At 65.2% G+C, this 17,040-nt stretch carries 12 protein-coding genes; 6 read left to right on the top strand and 6 right to left on the bottom strand.

The window, feature by feature from the left end:
* Nucleotides 1-52 precede the first annotated feature (52 nt).
* From L6D89_RS13785 to L6D89_RS13775, 3 genes are all read left to right on the top strand, one after another.
* The gene (locus L6D89_RS13785) at nucleotides 53-2,059 is read left to right on the top strand and encodes a type VI secretion system Vgr family protein (RefSeq protein ID WP_236200105.1); all 2,007 of its coding nucleotides are present in this window, start codon (nucleotides 53-55) and stop codon (nucleotides 2,057-2,059) included.
* 10 nt (nucleotides 2,060-2,069) lie between these two features.
* Nucleotides 2,070-2,603, top strand: coding sequence for a toxin-antitoxin system YwqK family antitoxin (locus tag L6D89_RS13780; RefSeq protein ID WP_236200104.1), 534 nt, complete (start codon nucleotides 2,070-2,072; stop codon nucleotides 2,601-2,603).
* A 62-nt stretch (nucleotides 2,604-2,665) separates the two neighbouring features.
* The gene (locus tag L6D89_RS13775; RefSeq protein WP_236200103.1) at nucleotides 2,666-3,697 is read left to right on the top strand and encodes a hypothetical protein; all 1,032 of its coding nucleotides are present in this window, start codon (nucleotides 2,666-2,668) and stop codon (nucleotides 3,695-3,697) included.
* 9 nt (nucleotides 3,698-3,706) lie between these two features.
* On the opposite strand, the gene L6D89_RS13770 is transcribed toward L6D89_RS13775, so the two are convergent.
* The 3 genes from L6D89_RS13770 to L6D89_RS13760 all read right to left on the bottom strand — a co-directional run bounded on the left by L6D89_RS13770 (nucleotide 3,707) and on the right by L6D89_RS13760 (nucleotide 12,833).
* Nucleotides 3,707-4,102 (bottom strand): DUF4280 domain-containing protein, encoded by a 396-nt coding sequence (locus tag L6D89_RS13770; protein WP_236200102.1) that lies wholly within the window; start codon nucleotides 4,100-4,102, stop codon nucleotides 3,707-3,709.
* Nucleotides 4,103-4,176: 74 nt separating this feature from the next.
* Nucleotides 4,177-5,664, bottom strand: a complete 1,488-nt coding sequence (locus tag L6D89_RS13765) for a TolC family protein (RefSeq protein WP_236200101.1) — start codon at nucleotides 5,662-5,664, stop codon at nucleotides 4,177-4,179.
* A gap of 62 nt (nucleotides 5,665-5,726) precedes the next feature.
* Nucleotides 5,727-12,833 carry a DUF4347 domain-containing protein gene (locus tag L6D89_RS13760; RefSeq protein WP_236200100.1) on the bottom strand — a complete coding sequence of 2,369 codons (7,107 nt, stop codon included), beginning with the start codon at nucleotides 12,831-12,833 and terminating at the stop codon, nucleotides 5,727-5,729.
* A gap of 347 nt (nucleotides 12,834-13,180) precedes the next feature.
* On the opposite strand from L6D89_RS13760, the gene L6D89_RS13755 reads away from it, so the two are divergent.
* Together L6D89_RS13755 and L6D89_RS13750 are read left to right on the top strand one after the other, a co-directional pair.
* Nucleotides 13,181-13,768 (top strand): phage tail protein, encoded by a 588-nt coding sequence (locus L6D89_RS13755; protein WP_236200099.1) that lies wholly within the window; start codon nucleotides 13,181-13,183, stop codon nucleotides 13,766-13,768.
* An 18-nt stretch (nucleotides 13,769-13,786) separates the two neighbouring features.
* Complete coding sequence (locus L6D89_RS13750) at nucleotides 13,787-14,362, top strand: phage tail protein (RefSeq protein WP_236200098.1); 576 nt, start codon at nucleotides 13,787-13,789, stop codon at nucleotides 14,360-14,362.
* Nucleotides 14,363-14,385: 23 nt separating this feature from the next.
* Here the strand turns inward: L6D89_RS13750 and L6D89_RS13745 are convergent, their stop codons facing one another.
* The gene (locus L6D89_RS13745) at nucleotides 14,386-14,688 is read right to left on the bottom strand and encodes a DUF6916 family protein (RefSeq protein ID WP_236173546.1); all 303 of its coding nucleotides are present in this window, start codon (nucleotides 14,686-14,688) and stop codon (nucleotides 14,386-14,388) included.
* Nucleotides 14,689-14,769: 81 nt separating this feature from the next.
* Here L6D89_RS13745 and L6D89_RS13740 point away from each other — a divergent pair, with 81 nt between their 5' ends.
* Nucleotides 14,770-15,261, top strand: coding sequence for a GNAT family N-acetyltransferase (locus L6D89_RS13740; RefSeq protein ID WP_236200097.1), 492 nt, complete (start codon nucleotides 14,770-14,772; stop codon nucleotides 15,259-15,261).
* Here L6D89_RS13740 and L6D89_RS13735 read toward each other — a convergent pair.
* Both L6D89_RS13735 and L6D89_RS13730 read right to left on the bottom strand, forming a co-directional pair.
* Nucleotides 15,249-16,229 (bottom strand): sulfotransferase, encoded by a 981-nt coding sequence (locus tag L6D89_RS13735; RefSeq protein ID WP_236200096.1) that lies wholly within the window; start codon nucleotides 16,227-16,229, stop codon nucleotides 15,249-15,251. The genes L6D89_RS13740 and L6D89_RS13735 overlap by 13 nt on opposite strands.
* Nucleotides 16,217-17,017, bottom strand: coding sequence for an aspartyl/asparaginyl beta-hydroxylase domain-containing protein (locus L6D89_RS13730; RefSeq protein WP_236173549.1), 801 nt, complete (start codon nucleotides 17,015-17,017; stop codon nucleotides 16,217-16,219). Before L6D89_RS13730 ends, L6D89_RS13735 begins: the two co-directional genes overlap by 13 nt.
* Between the last annotated feature and the right edge of the window lie 23 nt (nucleotides 17,018-17,040).

Below are 17,040 nucleotides of genomic sequence, written 5' to 3'. Positions count from 1 at the left end.
ACGAGCCTCTCTGAAAGATGCAATCGCCACCAATAACTGTCCGAGACAATCCATGACCCGGCCCACCGATACCACGTCCAGCCTTTCCTTGACGGCGTCGGCGCTCACGGAACTCTATCCGCAGACCATTGCTGGTCGGGAGGCGCTGAACGATCTCGCCAATCTGCAAGTTCTGGGCTTTACCAGCAGTCCGCTCACCCTGGCTAACGCCGTTGCCAGCCACGTCACCACCACCCTTCACAATGACAGCCAGCAACGTCCCTTCGACGCCCTGGTTGCCGAAATCCACCAGCTCCCCGCCGACGCCAGCGCCGAGCGCTACCAGCTCATTCTGCGTCCCTGGCTGTGGTGGCTGATCCTGGCCAGCAACAACCGGGTGTTCCAGAACCTCGCCACCGGCGACATCGTTACCACGATCTTCAAGGCCCACGGCTTCACCGACTTCAAGCTGTCGCTGAGCGGCAGCTACGAGCCGCGCGAGTATTGCGTGCAGTACGGCGAGAGCGATTTCGCCTTCGTCTCGCGGCTGCTGGAAGAGGAAGGCATCTTCTGGTTCTTCACCCATGAAGAGGGCACGCACACCCTGGTGTTGGCGGACAGCAACGACGCCTTCCCGCCCATCCCCAACGGGCCGAAGGTGCCGTACCTGGGCCAGGAGCTTGGCGTGCGCGAACTGCACGGCATCCGCTCGGCGCAGTACTGTCTGCAGGCGGTGGCCGGGACCTACAGCGCCACCGACTACGAATTCACCACGCCCAGCACCTCGCTGTATTCCCAGGCCCAGGCCGACGCCGGGCCGCGTGCGCAATACGAACACCCCGGCGGCTACACCGCCAAGGCCCGTGGCGATGCGCTGACCAAGCAGCGCGTGGACGGCCTGCGCAGCCAGGAGCAGCGCCTGATTGGCGAGAGCGACTGCCGCTGGCTGGTGCCGGGGCACTGGTTCAGCCTGACCGGGCATGACGATGCCGCACTGAACATCGACTGGGTACTGACCTCGGTGACCCACGAGGCGGACCATGAGCACTACCGCAACCGTTTCGAAGCCATCCCCAAGGCCACTGCCTACCGCCCTCCCCGCACCACGTCCAAGCCACGCATGCACACCCAGACCGCCAAGGTGGTCGGCAAGGCCGGCGAGGAAATCTGGACCGACCAGTACGGCCGCATCAAGATCCAGTTCCCCTGGGACCAGCAGGGCAAGAACGACGAGACCTCGTCCTGCTGGGTGCGAGTGGTACTGCCGTGGAGCGGCAAGGGTTTCGGCATGCAGTTCATCCCGCGCATCGGCCAGGAGGTGATTGTCACCTTCATCGACGGCGACCCGGATCGCCCGCTGGTCACCGGCTGCGTCTACAACGGCGACAATGCCCTGCCCTATGCGCTGCCGGACAACCAGACGCAGTCCGGCATCAAGACCAACTCCTCGAAGGGCGGCGGCGGTTTCAACGAGCTGCGCTTCGAAGACAAGAAGGACGCCGAGGAAGTCTTCCTGCAGGCGCAGAAGGATATGAAGGTCAACGTGCTCAACGACAGTACTGCCACCATCGGCCACGACGAGACGCTGACGGTGCAGAACGCCCGCACGCGCACCGTGAAGGACGGCGACGAGACCATCACCCTGGAAAAGGGCAAGCGCAGCGTCGCCATCCAGACTGGCAGCGACACGCTGGATGTGAAGGACAGTCGCACCGTAACGGTGGGCGCCGACCAGACCCACAGCACTGGCGGCAACTACAGCCACAAGGTCAGCGGCAACTTCGAGCTGAGCGTGGACGGCAACCTGACCATCAAGGTCAGCGGCACCCTGACCCTGCAGAGCGGCGGCAGCCTGACGCTGAAGACCGACGCCGACCTCGCCGCCCAGGCCGGAACCTCGGTGACCAGCAAGGCCGGTACATCGCTGACCAACCAGGCGGGCACCGCGCTCACCAACAAGGCCGGCACCACACTGACCAATGACGCCGGCGTCAGCCTCACCAACAAGGCCAGCGCCGAGCAGACGGTGGACGGCGGCGGCATGCTGACCCTCAAGGGCGGCCTGGTGAAGGTCAACTGAGGACAACAACATGGCCAACAGCGGAACCCTCGACCTCAAGCGTGGCGACAGCACCCTGCGAGGACGCCTGCAGGATGGCGAGCTGGAGGGCCCGCTGCGCATCGCCGAGCGTGATCGCGCGCAGGCCAGTCTTGCCTACCAGGGCGGCGAATTGCACGGCAGCAGCAGTCTGTTCCATCCCAACGGCAAGGTCAGTGCGCTCATGCCTCATGTGCGCGGGCGCCTGCACGGCGAGGCGCGCTTCTACGCTGCCGATGGCGCCCTGCAGCGCAAGGTGATGTACCGCGACGGACTGATGCATGGCGAAGCCTGTACCTACTTCCCCGATGGTACGCTGGCCGAGCAGTGCTTCTACCGTGATGGCGTGCAGGAAGGACCGTATCGGCGTTTCCACGGCAACGGCCAGTTGGCGCATGAGGCTCACTACGCCAAGGGCGCCGCACTTGACGCGCCCGCCGCCTATGCCAAGGACGGCCGTCCACTGGAGCCTGACGGGAAACCCATATCCCGCCTGCGTTGGTGGCTCAGCAGCAGTGATGCCTGAACCACCGCAAGCGCCGGCCTTTCCTCCGCAATCCACCACGTCGGCCGCTAAGGAGCACCCCGATGTTTTTCACGCTCGAAGGGGAAATTCTTATCCTGCAGAACAGCCATGGGACTTATCGGGTCAACTGCCGGGAAATCCTGAAATGGCTGCAGTCCGCGACGATCCAGCGGATAGATTTCCTGAAACTGGCGGCGGACGTTCCCGGCTATTCGAAACTCATCTCCGATGAGTCGACGATCCCCGGCTCGAACATCATCATCCCGGCCGAGCGTGCCATTCAGATCAACTCGGCCGGCGACTTCTTCGCCCTGCAATCCCTCCTCGCAAAAGGCGTGTTCGCCAACTCAAACATCACCCTCATCGTGCCCCGCTGGAATGTGTCGTACAGCATCATGCGCACCCAGCACGGGCTGAACAACATCGACATCAAGCTGGTTTCCAGAGCCAAGTCCCTGGCGCACGGCTCCTACGAGGAAATCATCGAAACGATCCGCTTCAACATCGATTACTTCTGGGACAACGGCCAAGGTGGCCAGATGGAGATGGCGCGGGAAGTGCGCCGACTGCTGAAAGGGAAGTTCTATGGCGACGAGCAGTCGAAATGGAACGCAGAGTTCATGGAGCTGATGGGCAAGGTACTCGGCATCACGCTTGGGGCGGAGGTCATCCGCTCGTTCGTCATGCTGCCCATCGGCATCCTGGTCAATGAGCTGCTCAAGTATGGGGTGATCGATTACGCCAGTTACGCCAACCTCAACATCGAGAAAAAGCACTACCAATGGAAAGGCCAGGTCATTCCCCACTACTACGAGTGCGTGAAAAACGCCTCAGGTCTGAGAAGCGCTGCCGAATACCTGTGCACCGATGCGGTGACCGGTACCAATGATCTGAGCGAAGCGCGCAAGGTCGTCAACCACATGATGAAAATCATCGAGCTTTATCTCAACGCGTACTTCAGCCATGGCAGGAATGCCAACGCAAAGTACAACCTGGATGCAATCGACTCCGACGCAGCGTTGCTCAATCTCATAAAAGAGGTGCTGACGCAGAAGGCACTCTTCTGCATCGCTCTGATTTTCGAAAAGTGGTGACGCGTCAGGTCAGGGAATCAGCATCTGCACCTGGCCCGGCATGCTGATCTTGATCACCCCCGCCCAGTTGCACATCAGCGTGCCATTCGCGTCCAGCGCCGGCACCCCGCCCAGCAGCACGGTCGGCGGCCCGCCGGGAATCCAGGGCGACGCCGTTGCCGGAATGCACGGCATCGGCGTGAGCACTCCCAGTGCGGCCGCCGTGGCGGCCGCCACCATGGGGTTCGCCGGGCTGCTGCAGAGGCCGAACGGCAGGATGTTCACCAAGGGAATGTGATCCTGCAGGTTGGCCGCGGGCATGCCGCTGGTCAGCGTGCGGTTGATCGGCAACACGTTCAGCGGCGACGGCGCCACCCCGAAACTGCATTGCAGAACCGCACCACTGCATACCTGCGGGCATCCCATCGCTGCATCACCTCTGTGCGTGGAAGATCACCGGCGCGCATGGAGCTGGCGCTCCGGTGCGCACCGACGGAGGCTTACTGCACGTTGCCGCTGTCGAGCTGGCGCTCCTTCTCGGCCAGGCCGTTGGCCAGGGTCGACAACCGGGTGTCCGGGGCATTGCTGGGCAGCGGGTCGACGCCGGCCGAGGCGAATACCTGGCCGTAGCTGTTGCGCAGTTCGGCGTAGGCCAGGTCGCGGCGCAGGTCGGCCTGCAAGGCGTTGAGTTCACCCTGGATCAGGTCCAGCTCACCGATGCCCTGCGCCTGGTGCCGGTTGCGCAGCTGACCGACGATCTGGTTGTCCAGGCTGGCCAGTTCCTGGGTGGTGACGAACTGGCGGCGCGCCTCGTTGTAGTTGGCGTTGGCCACGTAGAGCTGCGCCAGAACGGCCATCGACATGGCCTGGCGACGCGCCACGTTGACGTCTTCGCCGGCCTTGGCGACATCGATGGCTGCCGGGGCGGACAGGACGTTGAACAGGTTCCAGGTAACCTTCACGCCGTAGTCGGCCCAGCGGTTGTTGACCAGGAAGCTGTTCGAGTCGTAGTGCCCGCCAGCAGAGAACTCCAGGCCCGGCAGCAGGCGCAGCATGGCCTTGCGGGTTTCCGCGGCGCTGATGCGGGCCTGGTAGTCCTGCTCGCGCAATTCGGGACGGCTGGCCAGGGCCTGTTGTTCCAGTTGCTCGAGGCCCACTTTCAACTCCGGCACGTCGTAACCTTCCGGCGCTGCCAGGGTCAGGTCGGTGCCCAGCGGCAGGTTGATCAGCGTGGCCAGTTCGGTCTTGGCCAGGGACAGCGCCCGGCGCTGTTCTTCCAGCTGGCGGCTGGCCTCGATCAGGGCGCGCTGGTAGCCCAGCGCCTGGACCGGGTCGCCGATGCGCTGCTGGCTCATCTGCTGGCTGTCCTTGCGCGCACTGTCGACCCGCGCCATCAGCGCGTCGATGCGATCCAGCAGGCGTTGTGCGGCGACGGCGCGCCAATAGGCCGAGCGCACGTCCTGGATGATCGTCTGCACCACCTTGCGCCGACGTTCCTGGACGATCAGGCGCTGGTCGGCCTGCTGCTTGGCGCTGACGTAGCTGACGCCGAAGTCCAGCACGTTCCACACCATGGTCAGATCGGCGACATCGCGGTCACGGTCCTGCGAGGTGGAAGGTTCCAGCGACTGGGTGTTGGTCAGCACGCTCTGGCTGCTGGAGGCGCTCTGGTTGTTGCGCCCGGCGTAGCCCGCTTCGAGCGCCATACGCGGCAGCATGTCGAAGGTAGCGAGGTCGAGTTGCCGGCGCGACAGCGCCTCCTCCATTACCTTCAGGCGCGACTCGAGGTTGTACTTGACCGCGCGGGCCATGGCCTCGTGCAGGGTCAGCGGGCCGCTGAGCGGCTCCTGGTCCTTGAACATCGCCTGCAGGTCGTCACGTGCACGCTGCTCGCTGACACTGCGATCGATAGGTTGCGTGGTAACGGCGCAGCCGGACACGGCAAGTGCCAACAAGCTGATCCCTAGCAAAGTCGTGTGTTTTTTCATCCCTGGCCGTCCCCCTGGTTACGGCTTCGTTCTTGTGCTTGTTATGCTTTTTGATGTGCTGATCAGGATGCGTCGCGGCCCTGGGCAACCTGCCCCAGCGCCCAGGCCAGCTCACGCACCGGTTGTTGTTCGGAGTCATGGATCTGTTGCAATTGCTGCGTCAGGCTCGGCGCGCCGAAGATGCCGCGGATGCCCTGGTCGATATCACCGCTGCGGCGGTCGAAAGCCTTGAGCGGCGAGTTCTCGTCGCTACCGTTGCGATCGAAGATGCCCGCCAGCGTGCTGCTGCCGAATACCCCGGCATCGCCGCCGCCGAAGCCGAGGAAGCCGCTGCCGCTGCCATCGCCGAACGATGAACTGCCAAAGGCCTGGGCGATGAAGCTCTGCGACAGCCCACCGTCCTGCACGAAGATATTGCCCAGCGGCGGCAGGCCACCGGGACCTTCGCTCTGGAACAGCGAGGACGGCAGCACCGGCGAAGTGCCCTGCGGCGTGACCAGCACTGGCACGTTGGGCTGCAACGGCGTCGTCGACGGCGTTGTCGGTACGCTCGGCGTGGTGATGCGGAACTGCGGATCGCCGTCGGACAGCGAGCCGATCACGTAACTGTCGCCGCGCAGGGAATTACCCAGGGCATTGCCGGCGGCATCATTGATGCCGCCGGCGTTGACCGTCAGGCCCAGGCTGCCCTGCCCGCTCACGCTGCCGACGGTCACGCGGTAGATGCGTGCGTCCAGTTGCACGACCGAGACGATACTGCCGCTGGCCGAGTTGCTGGTGACCAGGGAGAAGTCGCCGGCATCGACGCCGCTGACGTCTTCGTCGAAGGTCACCAGGAAATTCACCGTGCTCGCGCCGGTGGGTGACGGGTCCAGGCGCACGATTCCGGTCGCCGTGGGCGCGCGGGTGTCCACCAGCACGCCGTGGCTGTCGCCGACGCCGTTCAAGGATGGATTCAGCGCATTGCCGGTGGCATCACGCAGGGCGCCGCCATTCGCGGAAAGCCCGCTGACCTGGATGCCATCCGCGTCGTTGTCGCCAGCCTGGACGGTGTAACGGAACACCAGGCTGTTGCTGCCGGAACCGCTGACGTAGTCGGCGAATACCGTGCGCCCGCCCATGTCGATGGCCAGCTTCGGCGAGCCGTCCACCAGCACCGCTTCGCTGGTCTGAACCACGAACTCGAGGGTGTCGCCGGCCTTGTGCAGCGCGCCCGGCGGCACGCTGACCGCGGTGATGGTCGGCGCATCGCGGTCGACGCTGTATACCGCGCCAGCCAGGCCGCCGCTCAACGGGTTGCCCGCCGCATCGACAATGCCGGTGGCGCTGCCATTGAGGTTCAGGCCCAGGGTGCCGGTCCCCGAGATGCCGCTGACGGTGATCTGGTAAGTGCGCGCGTCGATCTGCTGCAGACCGCTCAGGCTGCCGGCGGCAGTACCGCTGCCGACCAGGGTGAAATCACCCAGGTCGACGCCACTGACGTTCTCGCTGAAGGTCACGGTGTAACGCACGCTGCCGGCATTGGTCGGCGACGGATCGAGGGTGACGATGGCGCTCGGGGTGGGTGCAACGGTATCGACGATAACGCCATTGGTGCCGCCCACATTATTGAGCGTCAGGTTCATGTCGTTGCCGGCGACATCGCGCAGGGTGGCGCCGTTGGCCGACAGTGCGCCCACGCTGATGCCGTCGGCGTCGTTGTCTCCCGCCTGGACGGTGTACTGGAACACCAGGGTCGAAGTGCCGGAGCCTGCGACCAGATCGGCGAATACCGTATGGCCGCCGATATCCAGGGCCAGCCGCGGGGCACCGTTGACCACGACGGCCTCGCTGGTGTTGACCACGAAGGTCAGGGTATCGCCGGCATTGTAGGGAACGCCGACCGGTACACTGACGCTGCTGACCGTGGGCACCACGGCATCGACCAGCACGCCGGAGGTGCTCGCCACGCCGTTCAGCCCGGTGATGATGTTGTTGCCGGCAGCGTCGCGCAACACACCGCCGTTGGCCTGGATGGATGAGCCAAGGCTGATGCCGTTGGTATCCAGTTGCCCAGTGGCCACCACCAGGCGGAACACCAGTGCGCTGCCGCCGCTGCCACTGACGTACTGCGCAAAGACGGTGCCGCCGCTGTCCAGGGTCACGGCGATGCGCGGTGTACCGCCACTGCTGTCGACGATGACGTTCTCGTTGAAGTTCACCGTGAAGTCGAGGTTCTGCCCCGCCACGTAGGTACCGTTGGCCGGTACGCCGACGCTGGTGACCGTGGGCGCCACGCCATCGATCACGATATCGCTGCGACCACCGAGGGAGTCCGCACCGCCGATGGTGGGCAACGTCAGGATCGCCAGGTCGTTGTTGGCGTTGGCCAGGACCGCGCCATTGAGTCGCAATGCCGTGGTGCTCTGGGCGTCGAGATCGGCGCTGCGGTCGCCGGCCTGCACGATGTACTGGAACGTCAGGATGTTGCTGCCCGAGCCGCTGATATAGACCGCCTCGCGATCGACCAGGCCGGTTTCCAGCAACAGGCTGGGGACGCCGCCACTGGTGTTGACGAACACCGAGCGGTCGAACTGGACCTGTACCACAATCAGGTCGCCCACCTTGTAGGTGCCATCCGGATTGCCGGCGCTGACACTGACGATACGCGGGTTGGGCTGCTCCACCGTGATCAGGATGAAGTCACTGTCGGTCTGGCTGCCGCCGCTTCCGGACTGCCCCAGGTCGTTGCTGACGATCTGCAGCGAGGCCGGACCGTTGTAGCCGGCCGTAGGGCTGAAGCTCATGCCGGCCAGAGCATGGTTGATATCGGCGAGACTTCCATCGAAGGTGACGGTGCTGTCAGCGGAACCACTGCCGACGCTGAACGCCAGGCCGCTGACACTGCCCAGGGTGATCGTCCCGTTGACGGCGGTGAGTGTCACCCGCATGGTTCCAGTGCCCACATCCACGTCCGAAATGGAAATCGGGTTGCCGCTGCCGACACCGAAGAACAGCGTCTGGCCACCAAGCACCGACTGGCTTCCCGGTACGCTGTTCACCGGGGCGTCGTTCACCGGGCTGATGGCCAGGTTGAAGGTGCTCGACGCATACAGGTTGCCGCCCATACCGGTATTGCCAAGGTCATCGAGCCTGACCGTCACGGTAACAGTGCCCGATGCATTGGCCGCCGAAAGGTAGCTCACCGCGCCGCTGGCGATGAAAGCGTTGATATCGGCCAGGGTGCCGCTGAGCACAAGGTGGTTGCTGCCCGACCCCGTCAGCGTCACGCCGCCTGCCGCCAACGCGCTGAAGGTGCCTTTGTCGGGCAGTACGCTGAAACTTGCCTCGACCTGTCCGGAGCCAGCGTCGATATCGCTGAAACTGATACCGGTCAGCACCAGGGGCACGTCCTCGTTGGCGTTCACCGGGGACGACGGCACCACGGGGAGGTTCGGGACATCGTTCACCCCTTCGACGTGCAGCGTCAGGCTGCCGCTGCTGGTCTGCGCCGGGCCCCCGCTGTTGCCCAGGTCACTCACGCGGACGTCGAGGCTGACGTCGCCGAAGTAGTTCGGCGACGGCATGTAGGTCAGGTTGTTGCCGGCAAGGTAGGCGTTGATGTCCGCGACCCGCCCGGTAAGGATCACGCTGTACATCGCCGTGCCGACGGCGACGGTGCCGCTGACCGCCGCGTTCAGGGTGCCGTAGCCGGCAGGCAGAGTGAAGGTGACCTGGACGTTGCCGGTGCCCGCATCGACGTCGGAAACGCTGATGCCGGTAATACTGCCGGAGCTATCTTCAATGAGGTTGATCACCGTGGGGAGGCTGAGCTGCGGAGAGTCGTTGGCAGCCGTCACGGTCACCGTGCGCGTGGCTGAGGCACTGTCGAGCGAGCCGTCGCTCACGCTGAAGCTGATGCTGCGGGTGGAGGTGTTCGGGGTGTCCGAGCTGTTGCTGTAGGTCACCGAGCGCAACGCCGCCTGCCATTGCGCGGCGGTGGCGCCGGCGGCGGAACTCAGGATCATGGTGCCGGTGGTGCTGTCATAGACGCCGACAATGTCGCCCATGGTAGCCGGATTGCTGGTGAAACCGAGCGCATCCTCACCCATCTGGAAATTGCCGGCGATCTGCACCCTGGCGCCCTGCAGCAAAGGCGAGTCGGCGTCGGTCACCGTGAGGCCGCTGTCGATCACCACCGGAGTCGAAGCGACGTCAGCGCCTTCGACGAACGCGGCGCTGCCGCCGCTGCTGGTCACCAGAGGCGCATCGTTGACGGCAATCACGGTGACGCTGGCGGTGTCGCTATCGACGGAGAACGGCGTGCTGCCACCGCTGCTGGATGCGTTGACCTTGCTGCCCTGCTGCCCGGCGGTGGCACCGCTCTGGTCCCAGGCCTTGAACGTGAAGCCGGCATTGCTGCCGTTGACCCCGTCGGGCACATAGCGCACGCGATCGATGCTGCGCAGCAGCAACGCCGAAGCGCTGGAAACGCTACCGACATCCTGCCAGCTGGCGCCGCTGTCCACGCTGTACTGCCAGGTACCGCCGACGCCCGAATTCAGATCGGTGATGGCGATGCCCTGCTGCGCGAAGTTGTCCACGTCGCTGACGTGGCCGCTGATGAGGCTGGAAACCGCCTGGCCGACATTGTTGATGTCGCTGTCGGTGAGCGGGTTCAGGGTTGGCGCGCTCGGGTGCAGCACCGGCGCGTCGTTGACGTCGCTGACCGAGATGAGCGCCTGCGCAGTCCCGCTCGATAACGCCGTGGAGCCACCATTGGTGGAGGCATCGATGGTGCTGCGAATGCCGTTGCTGGAAGCGTTGCCGGAGCTGCGGTCCCAGGCGCGGAACGATAGCGCGGCGTTTTCACCGTTACGCCCATCAGGCATGTAACGCAATTGGGTGCTGGCGGACAGCAGCAACGCCGCGGAGTTGGACACCGCGCCGATGTCGGTCCAGCTCACCCCGTCGGTAGAGTATTGCCATGTGCCGTTGCCGCTGCTCGCCATCAGGGCGATGCCACTGCCGGGGCCGTCGACATCGCTGTAGTTCAGGCCGGCCAGCAGGGTGCCCACGGTGGTCGTCTGGGAGCTCACGTCTTCCGAGGTAGCCGCCCATGTGTAGGGTCCGCCGGAAAGCGTCGGTGCATCGTTCACCGCACTGATCGATACCAGCGCGGTGACCAGGTTGGAGTCCGCGCCGGCGCTGTCGGTGACAGTGAAGGTGATCAGCCGGGAGTTGTCTGTACCGCCGAAGGTCGGATCGTGCGAGGAGGACGAGAAGCCGATCGAGCGCAGAGCGGCCTGCAGCGCCACCGCGTTGCCGGTACCCGTGATGATCAGGGTGCCGGTCGAGCCGTTGTAGGTCGCGGAGAAGCCGTTCTGGGCGACAAAGTTCAGCATATCGCCGCTGCGCACATCGGTGATGACGACCGTGGCCCTCTGGAAGCTGCTGCCATCGTCCACCAGCGTCAGGCCTGGGCTGAGGAGCGCGTTGCTGCCGTTTTCGGTGAAATTCACCATGCTGTTGGCCGGCGCCAATACGGGCGCGTCATTCACCGCCACCACGCTGAGCGCGACGGTGGCGCTCGCGCTACTGCCGCCGTCGCCATCGGTGACAGTCACACTGATGTTGCGCGTCGTTGTATTCGGATCGAAACCGTTGTTGTTCACATAGGTCAGGTTGCGCACCAGTGCCTGGGCGGCAGCGGCAGTGGCCGAGGCGTTGAAGGTAACCACCAGGTTGTTGCCACCATTGCCACCGGTGAAGGTACCGATGACCACGCCACCGTAGGTGACGCTGCCGCCGGACACGCCGATCTCGCCTGCCCCGCTGCCCTGGTTGCGAATGCCCAGCACATCCTCCAGCGATTGCCCGCCCGAGGAGATGGCCACGCGCAACTGGCCGCCATCGAAGTTCGCCGAGTCGCTGTCGGTCACCGTGGCCACGCCCGTGGCGTCGATCAGCGTGGCGCCGCTCTTCTCGGTGTAACTCGCGGTCTGGCCATTGAGCCCGCCCAGCACCGGATCGGCGTTAGGCCCCTTGAGGTCGGCCAGCAGGATCTGTTGCAGGTCCATGTTGGCGACCTGCGGGCTGCCGGAAAGGTTGGTGACCCGCACGGTGAACGCGCTGATGTCGTTGAACCGCGTGTTGTCGATATCGAGGAGCAACGGCCCCTGAGCGCCATTGAAGGAGAAGGACTGGCTCACCATGTTGCCGCCGGAGACTGCCGAGACGTCCAGCCGGTAGTTGCCAGCGAAGGTCTGGACCCCGATGCCGTCCAGGTCGAACTTGGCGAGGTCGACGTTATCCGCAGTCCAGGTCAGTTCGTAGTAATAGTTGCCATCCCCGTCAAGCGCGCCACTCGACCTGAAATAGATCGAGGTTGACGAGCTTTCCCGGGTAGCCCCGGTGGACTCGCTGAGGGTGAACCCATCCACCGTGTTGGCGCCGGTGTTGTTGGTCCAATAGGTGTCGCTCAGGAACTGCGTGGAGGATGGCAGCGCGAGCAGGTCGGCATAGTCGGGGCCACCATCGGCAGCCCAGGGTCGGCTCGTCTCGATGTTGCCGGTGTGCGCCTCCAGCGTCCAGTTGCCGCCCAGCGCCGCGGCGCCGGTGCGGTCGGTGGAGGCCGCGACGTCGGCGCGGGTATACGCCGAGAGTTGCTGCAACAGCACCTCGCCGGAGCCCTTGGCCACATCACAGCCATAGATGAGGATGTCGCCGTTGGCGTCCAGGCTGTCGCCAATGGCGGAAAGCTCGCCGGCCTTGCTGGCCAGGTTGTTGGCGCTGAGCACGGTATTGCCCAGGTGCACCTCGCCCTCTTCGCCGTGACTGAGGATATGGATGGCGTCGATGCCGCTGCGGCCATTGAGGTACTGGGCGATCTGCTGCAGGCCGTCCTTGTTGCCATCCAGCACCACTACCTCGGTGCCCGGCTTCAGGCTGGCGACCAGTTGCTGGTAGTTGGCGACCTTGCTGTCGACGAACACCACTTCATGGCGTTGGTCGCTGGAGGCGGTGGGAGCAGCAGCGAGGCTGTCGTGGGAAGGCTGATCGGTGGGGGTGCTGTCCTTGCCGGCGGGATGATCCGCGCCCTGGCTGGCGGCGGTATCCGCCACGGTCGCGGCGACCGCGCCGTCGAACATCATCCTGGCTTCGAGACTCATCGCCAGTGGGGAGCGCATGGCGCCGGACTGATGTTTGCGAACGGCCGACGATCCAAACCAATGCCTGAACATATGGCCTCCTCCCTGAGAGCACACCCACACTGCCGTACCGCTCCGGTACAGCGACTGCAAGCTGGCAAATTGTTATTGGAATGATCTCGCCATAATGCCTGAAGGCCATGTGCCGTCAATGGCCAGAATGCCGGAGCATCGGGTATTTCGATCAAAGGATGGGCAGGCAACCGATCGCCCTGCGCTCTGGCGGATTTCGTCTATGTTTCCAGGCGGCCCAGCCGCCAGGGGATTGGTGGCCGGGTCGCGTCTTCCGTGATGAAGCAATAACAACTCAAATTAGGGAAATGATCATGAGTGAACAGTCTTATCTCGGCTCGATCAGCGGTTGGGCACCGAGCTTCGCACCCCGCAACTGGTTGTTCTGCCAGGGGCAGACCATCAGAATCCAGCAGTACTCCGCCTTGTTCTCGCTGTTGGGCGTCGTGTACGGCGGTGACGGCCAGAACACCTTCTGCCTGCCCAACCTGCAGGGCCGCACCCCCATCGGCGCAGGCCAGTCACCGGGCACCTCGGCGTTTCCGCTGGGCGCCGCCGCCGGCGCGGAGAGTGTCACCCTGACCGGCACGCAGTTGCCGACCCACACGCATACTGCAGCCGCCACCATCAGCGCCTCGCTGCCGGCCAATAGCGCAGCCGCCAACTCGGCGTTTCCCGCCGACAACCTGATACTGGCGGCAGCCAATGGCGCCAGTGGCCGCGACTCGATCGACGTGAAGATCTACGGGCCGGCACCAGGCTCGGTGAACCTGGCGCTGTCCAGCTCAGCGACGGTCACCGTCCAGCCAGCCGGCGGCTCCACGCCGGTATCCATCATGCAGCCGTTCCTGGCGATCAACTACATCATCTGCATGTCAGGGATTTTCCCCACTCGCAACTGACGGATCGAGGAGCACCGTATGGATTACGAAAGCTACATGGGTACCGTCGCACCGTTCGCCGGCAACTTCGCCCCGCGCAACTGGATGACCTGCAATGGCCAGACAATAGCCATCACGCAGAACCAGGCGCTCTACGCACTGCTGGGTACGGTCTATGGCGGCAACGGTACCAGCACCTTCTGCCTGCCCAACCTCGGCGGGCGTGTCGGCATCGGCCAGAACAACGCCAACTACCCCCTGGGGGCCATGGCCGGGACCGAGCAGGTCACCCTGCTATCCACCAACCTGCCGATCCACACCCACAGCGCCACCGCCGAAGCCACCATCGTGCTGAAGCAGTCCAGCGCCGCCGCCAGCAGCAGCCAGGCGACGGCCAGCGATACGCTGGGGCAGGCAGTGGCCAGCAGCGGGCGCGATAGTGTCACGGTGAATATCTACGGCCCCGCTCCGGGTACGCTGCAGATGCCGGCGCAGGCGCAACTGGGCGTGCAATTGGCACGTACCGGGGACAACCTGCCGTTCAGCGTGGTGCAACCCTTCCTGGCGCTGACCCAGTGCATCTGCGTGTACGGGATCTACCCCAGCCGCAACTGACCCGCACGGCGCACTACCAGGCCCTAGTTGAACAGGGCCTGGTAGTGGCGCTGGCCGTCGCTGGTGGCCGCCAGGGGGGCCAGGTACATTTCGTAATCGCGACCGCTCGGGCTGCTCAGACGGTAGTGAGCCTCGAGCAGCAGTACGCTCAATGGCGAGGTGAAGACCAGCGTGAACGGCGTGCGAAAACCGCCAACCGCGGCGCGGCCTTCGATCACGTTGTGCAAGGTCAGCTGCACCGGATTGGGAACGGTGTGCGCGGTGAACAGCTGGCCGAGTTCGGAGCTGAAGGACTGGGCGGTCAGGCCCTCGAGGTCGATGAGCATATGGTCACTCCCTGATCGTTGGATGGCAGGCTCCGGCCTGCGCCGCGTTGAATACCGAAGCCTGGAAAACTACAGCAGCCCATGAGCGAGATAAAGCCCCACCCCACCCTGTTTCGCCGCACCGCCGGCAGCGCCGACCAACCCTGGCTGAAGCGCCTTTTCGCGCAGCTGCGCGGCCTGGACGCGGCAATGGTCGAAGCCTGCCCCGCCCTGCTCGAGCAGCAGTGGCAACTGCAGCAACGGATCTTCGCCGGCGACTTTCCCGGTGCGCGTACCGAACTGATTCTGCTCGACGGCCAGCCGATCGGCGTGCTGACCCTGGACGAGCGCCAGGACAGCCTGCGCATCGTTGAAATCGGTCTCGAACCCCACCAGCGCGGACGCGGAGTGGGCGAGCAGCTGCTGCTCGAAGTGATCGCCCATGCCGACCTCCAGGGTAAGCCGCTGGAGCTTGCGGTGATGCGCCACAACCCCGCGGTGCGCCTGTACCAGCGCCTGGGCTTCGAGAGCCTGCCGAGCGCCCCGGATGAAGCGCAGTGGCAGATGCGCCGCGAGCCCGCTCACCCCGCCTGATCCTTGCGCAGTGCCTCCAGCGCCTGGTAGGGAGCGTCGGCCCAGCGCCCCACTGCATCGCGCAGCAGCGCCGAGGCAGACTCGCGCTTGTCCTGGGAGTCCGCCACGAAAGGCTCGCCCGGACGCTTGGCATTCAGCCGGCTGACCGCCATGGCTTGCTCGACTTGCTCAGGCGTCAGCCGCAAGTGCTCGCGCAAGCGCCCACCCAGCACCTGCGGCAGCTCCTTGTAGGCCACAGCCAGGCCCCCATGTTCCCGGCACGCCTCCACCGCCAGCGCCAGCAGGCGCCCCAGGCGCCGGGCGATGTACTCCTCGCGCGGGGCCAGCGGCTCGTCGTCCAGGTTCAGCGGCGATGGTTGCAACTGCCCGGGGATCATCTGCATGCCCGGCATTCGCAGGTGCGACGCGGCAATCTCCAGCGGGTCGCGGTAAAGGTACAGCCAGGGCGTGTCGGGGAAACAACGGCGCAACAGCGGCAGCTCGAACAGGTTCCACGCATCCAGCTTGACCACCAGATGCTCCGCCGGCGGCCCGGCGTTCTGCGCCAGCGCCGAGAGCATCGCGGCGACGGCCTGCTCCTGCCGGCCCTCCTCCCAGTCGTGGCGGTAGTGGCTGCGCAGCAGGCTGTCCAGCGGGCCGGGCTCGGAGAGCACCAGGTGGCTATCGAGCCCCGCGAGCATCTGCGCCAGCAGCGTCGAGCCACAGCGCGAGGCGTGGAAGACCAGCAGGCTTGGCGCGAGCCCCGGGCTTGTGCGCTGCCAGTCGAGCAGCTCCGCCAGCCCCGTCTCGCGGCGGAAGGCCAGGTTGAAGGGCAGGCGCAGGGCCTGCGCCACGTCGTCATGGAAGAATGGCCGGGTCAGGCGCTGCTCGCCGAACCAGCACCAGTCCAGGCGCCAGTCCTGCTTGTCACACCAGGCACGGATGGGGCGCCAGCCACGGAAATCCAGCGCCGGGCTCAGGCTCGCCATTGGTCACTCCAGGCGCGCCGGCCAAGGTGCATTGCCGCGCGCACGTCGGCTTCGGAAAAGTGCAGGTCACGGGCCGCCCCCAGTGCAACGGCCAACTCGACAAAAGCCGCGCTGTCGCTCAACGAGTGCAGCGCCTGGGCGAGTTCCGGCTCCCGCGCCACCTGCTCGCGGAAGCGCGCGAATGCCAGCACCGTCCGCCCGGGGGCGAGGCTCGGCGTGTCCGCCAGCCCCTTCTCGATGAGCGCCAGCAGCCAGTCATTGCGTTGGCAATCCAGCACCAGGTGAATGCGTTCGCCGGGACCGGGGTTGTCTACCCGGTGCGGTCGCGCGAGATCGATAAACCAGCACTCGCCGGGGCGCATCGGCACTTGCAGTCCGTCGACCAGGAACTCCACGCCATCCGCGCTGAGCAACGGCAGGTGCAGGCGCAGGTCGCTGTCGGGCAGCCCCAGGTCCGGATCGCAATGCTCGTGGATTCGCGAGCCAGCGCCCAAGCGCAGCAGGCGCGCGCTGCGGATCGTCGTACGGAAGGCACCCAGCGCGGCCTGCCACACCGCGCTGCGCCTGAGCAGGTCACTGGCCAGCGGCGCGCCCTGCCCCGGCGCCAGCGGCAACGGCGCGTCCTCGGGGGTGATCAGCGCGACGCCACTCCAGTCACCTGTATAGAAGCCACTGTTGAAATGCCGCTGCCAGGCCGGCTCATCCACCGCGGCCAAAGCACTGAGCAATGGCTGCAGCGGGATATCCAGCCCAAGCCGGGCACAGCGGGGTAATGCTGTCGCGCTCATGGAACCCTCCTTGCTCCGAGAAA

It is taken from the genome of Pseudomonas pseudonitroreducens (assembly GCF_021603645.1).
Taxonomy (GTDB): domain Bacteria; phylum Pseudomonadota; class Gammaproteobacteria; order Pseudomonadales; family Pseudomonadaceae; genus Pseudomonas; species Pseudomonas pseudonitroreducens.
Note: the sequence above shows the minus strand (reverse complement) of the source record. Positions and strands in the feature narration are given on the sequence as shown.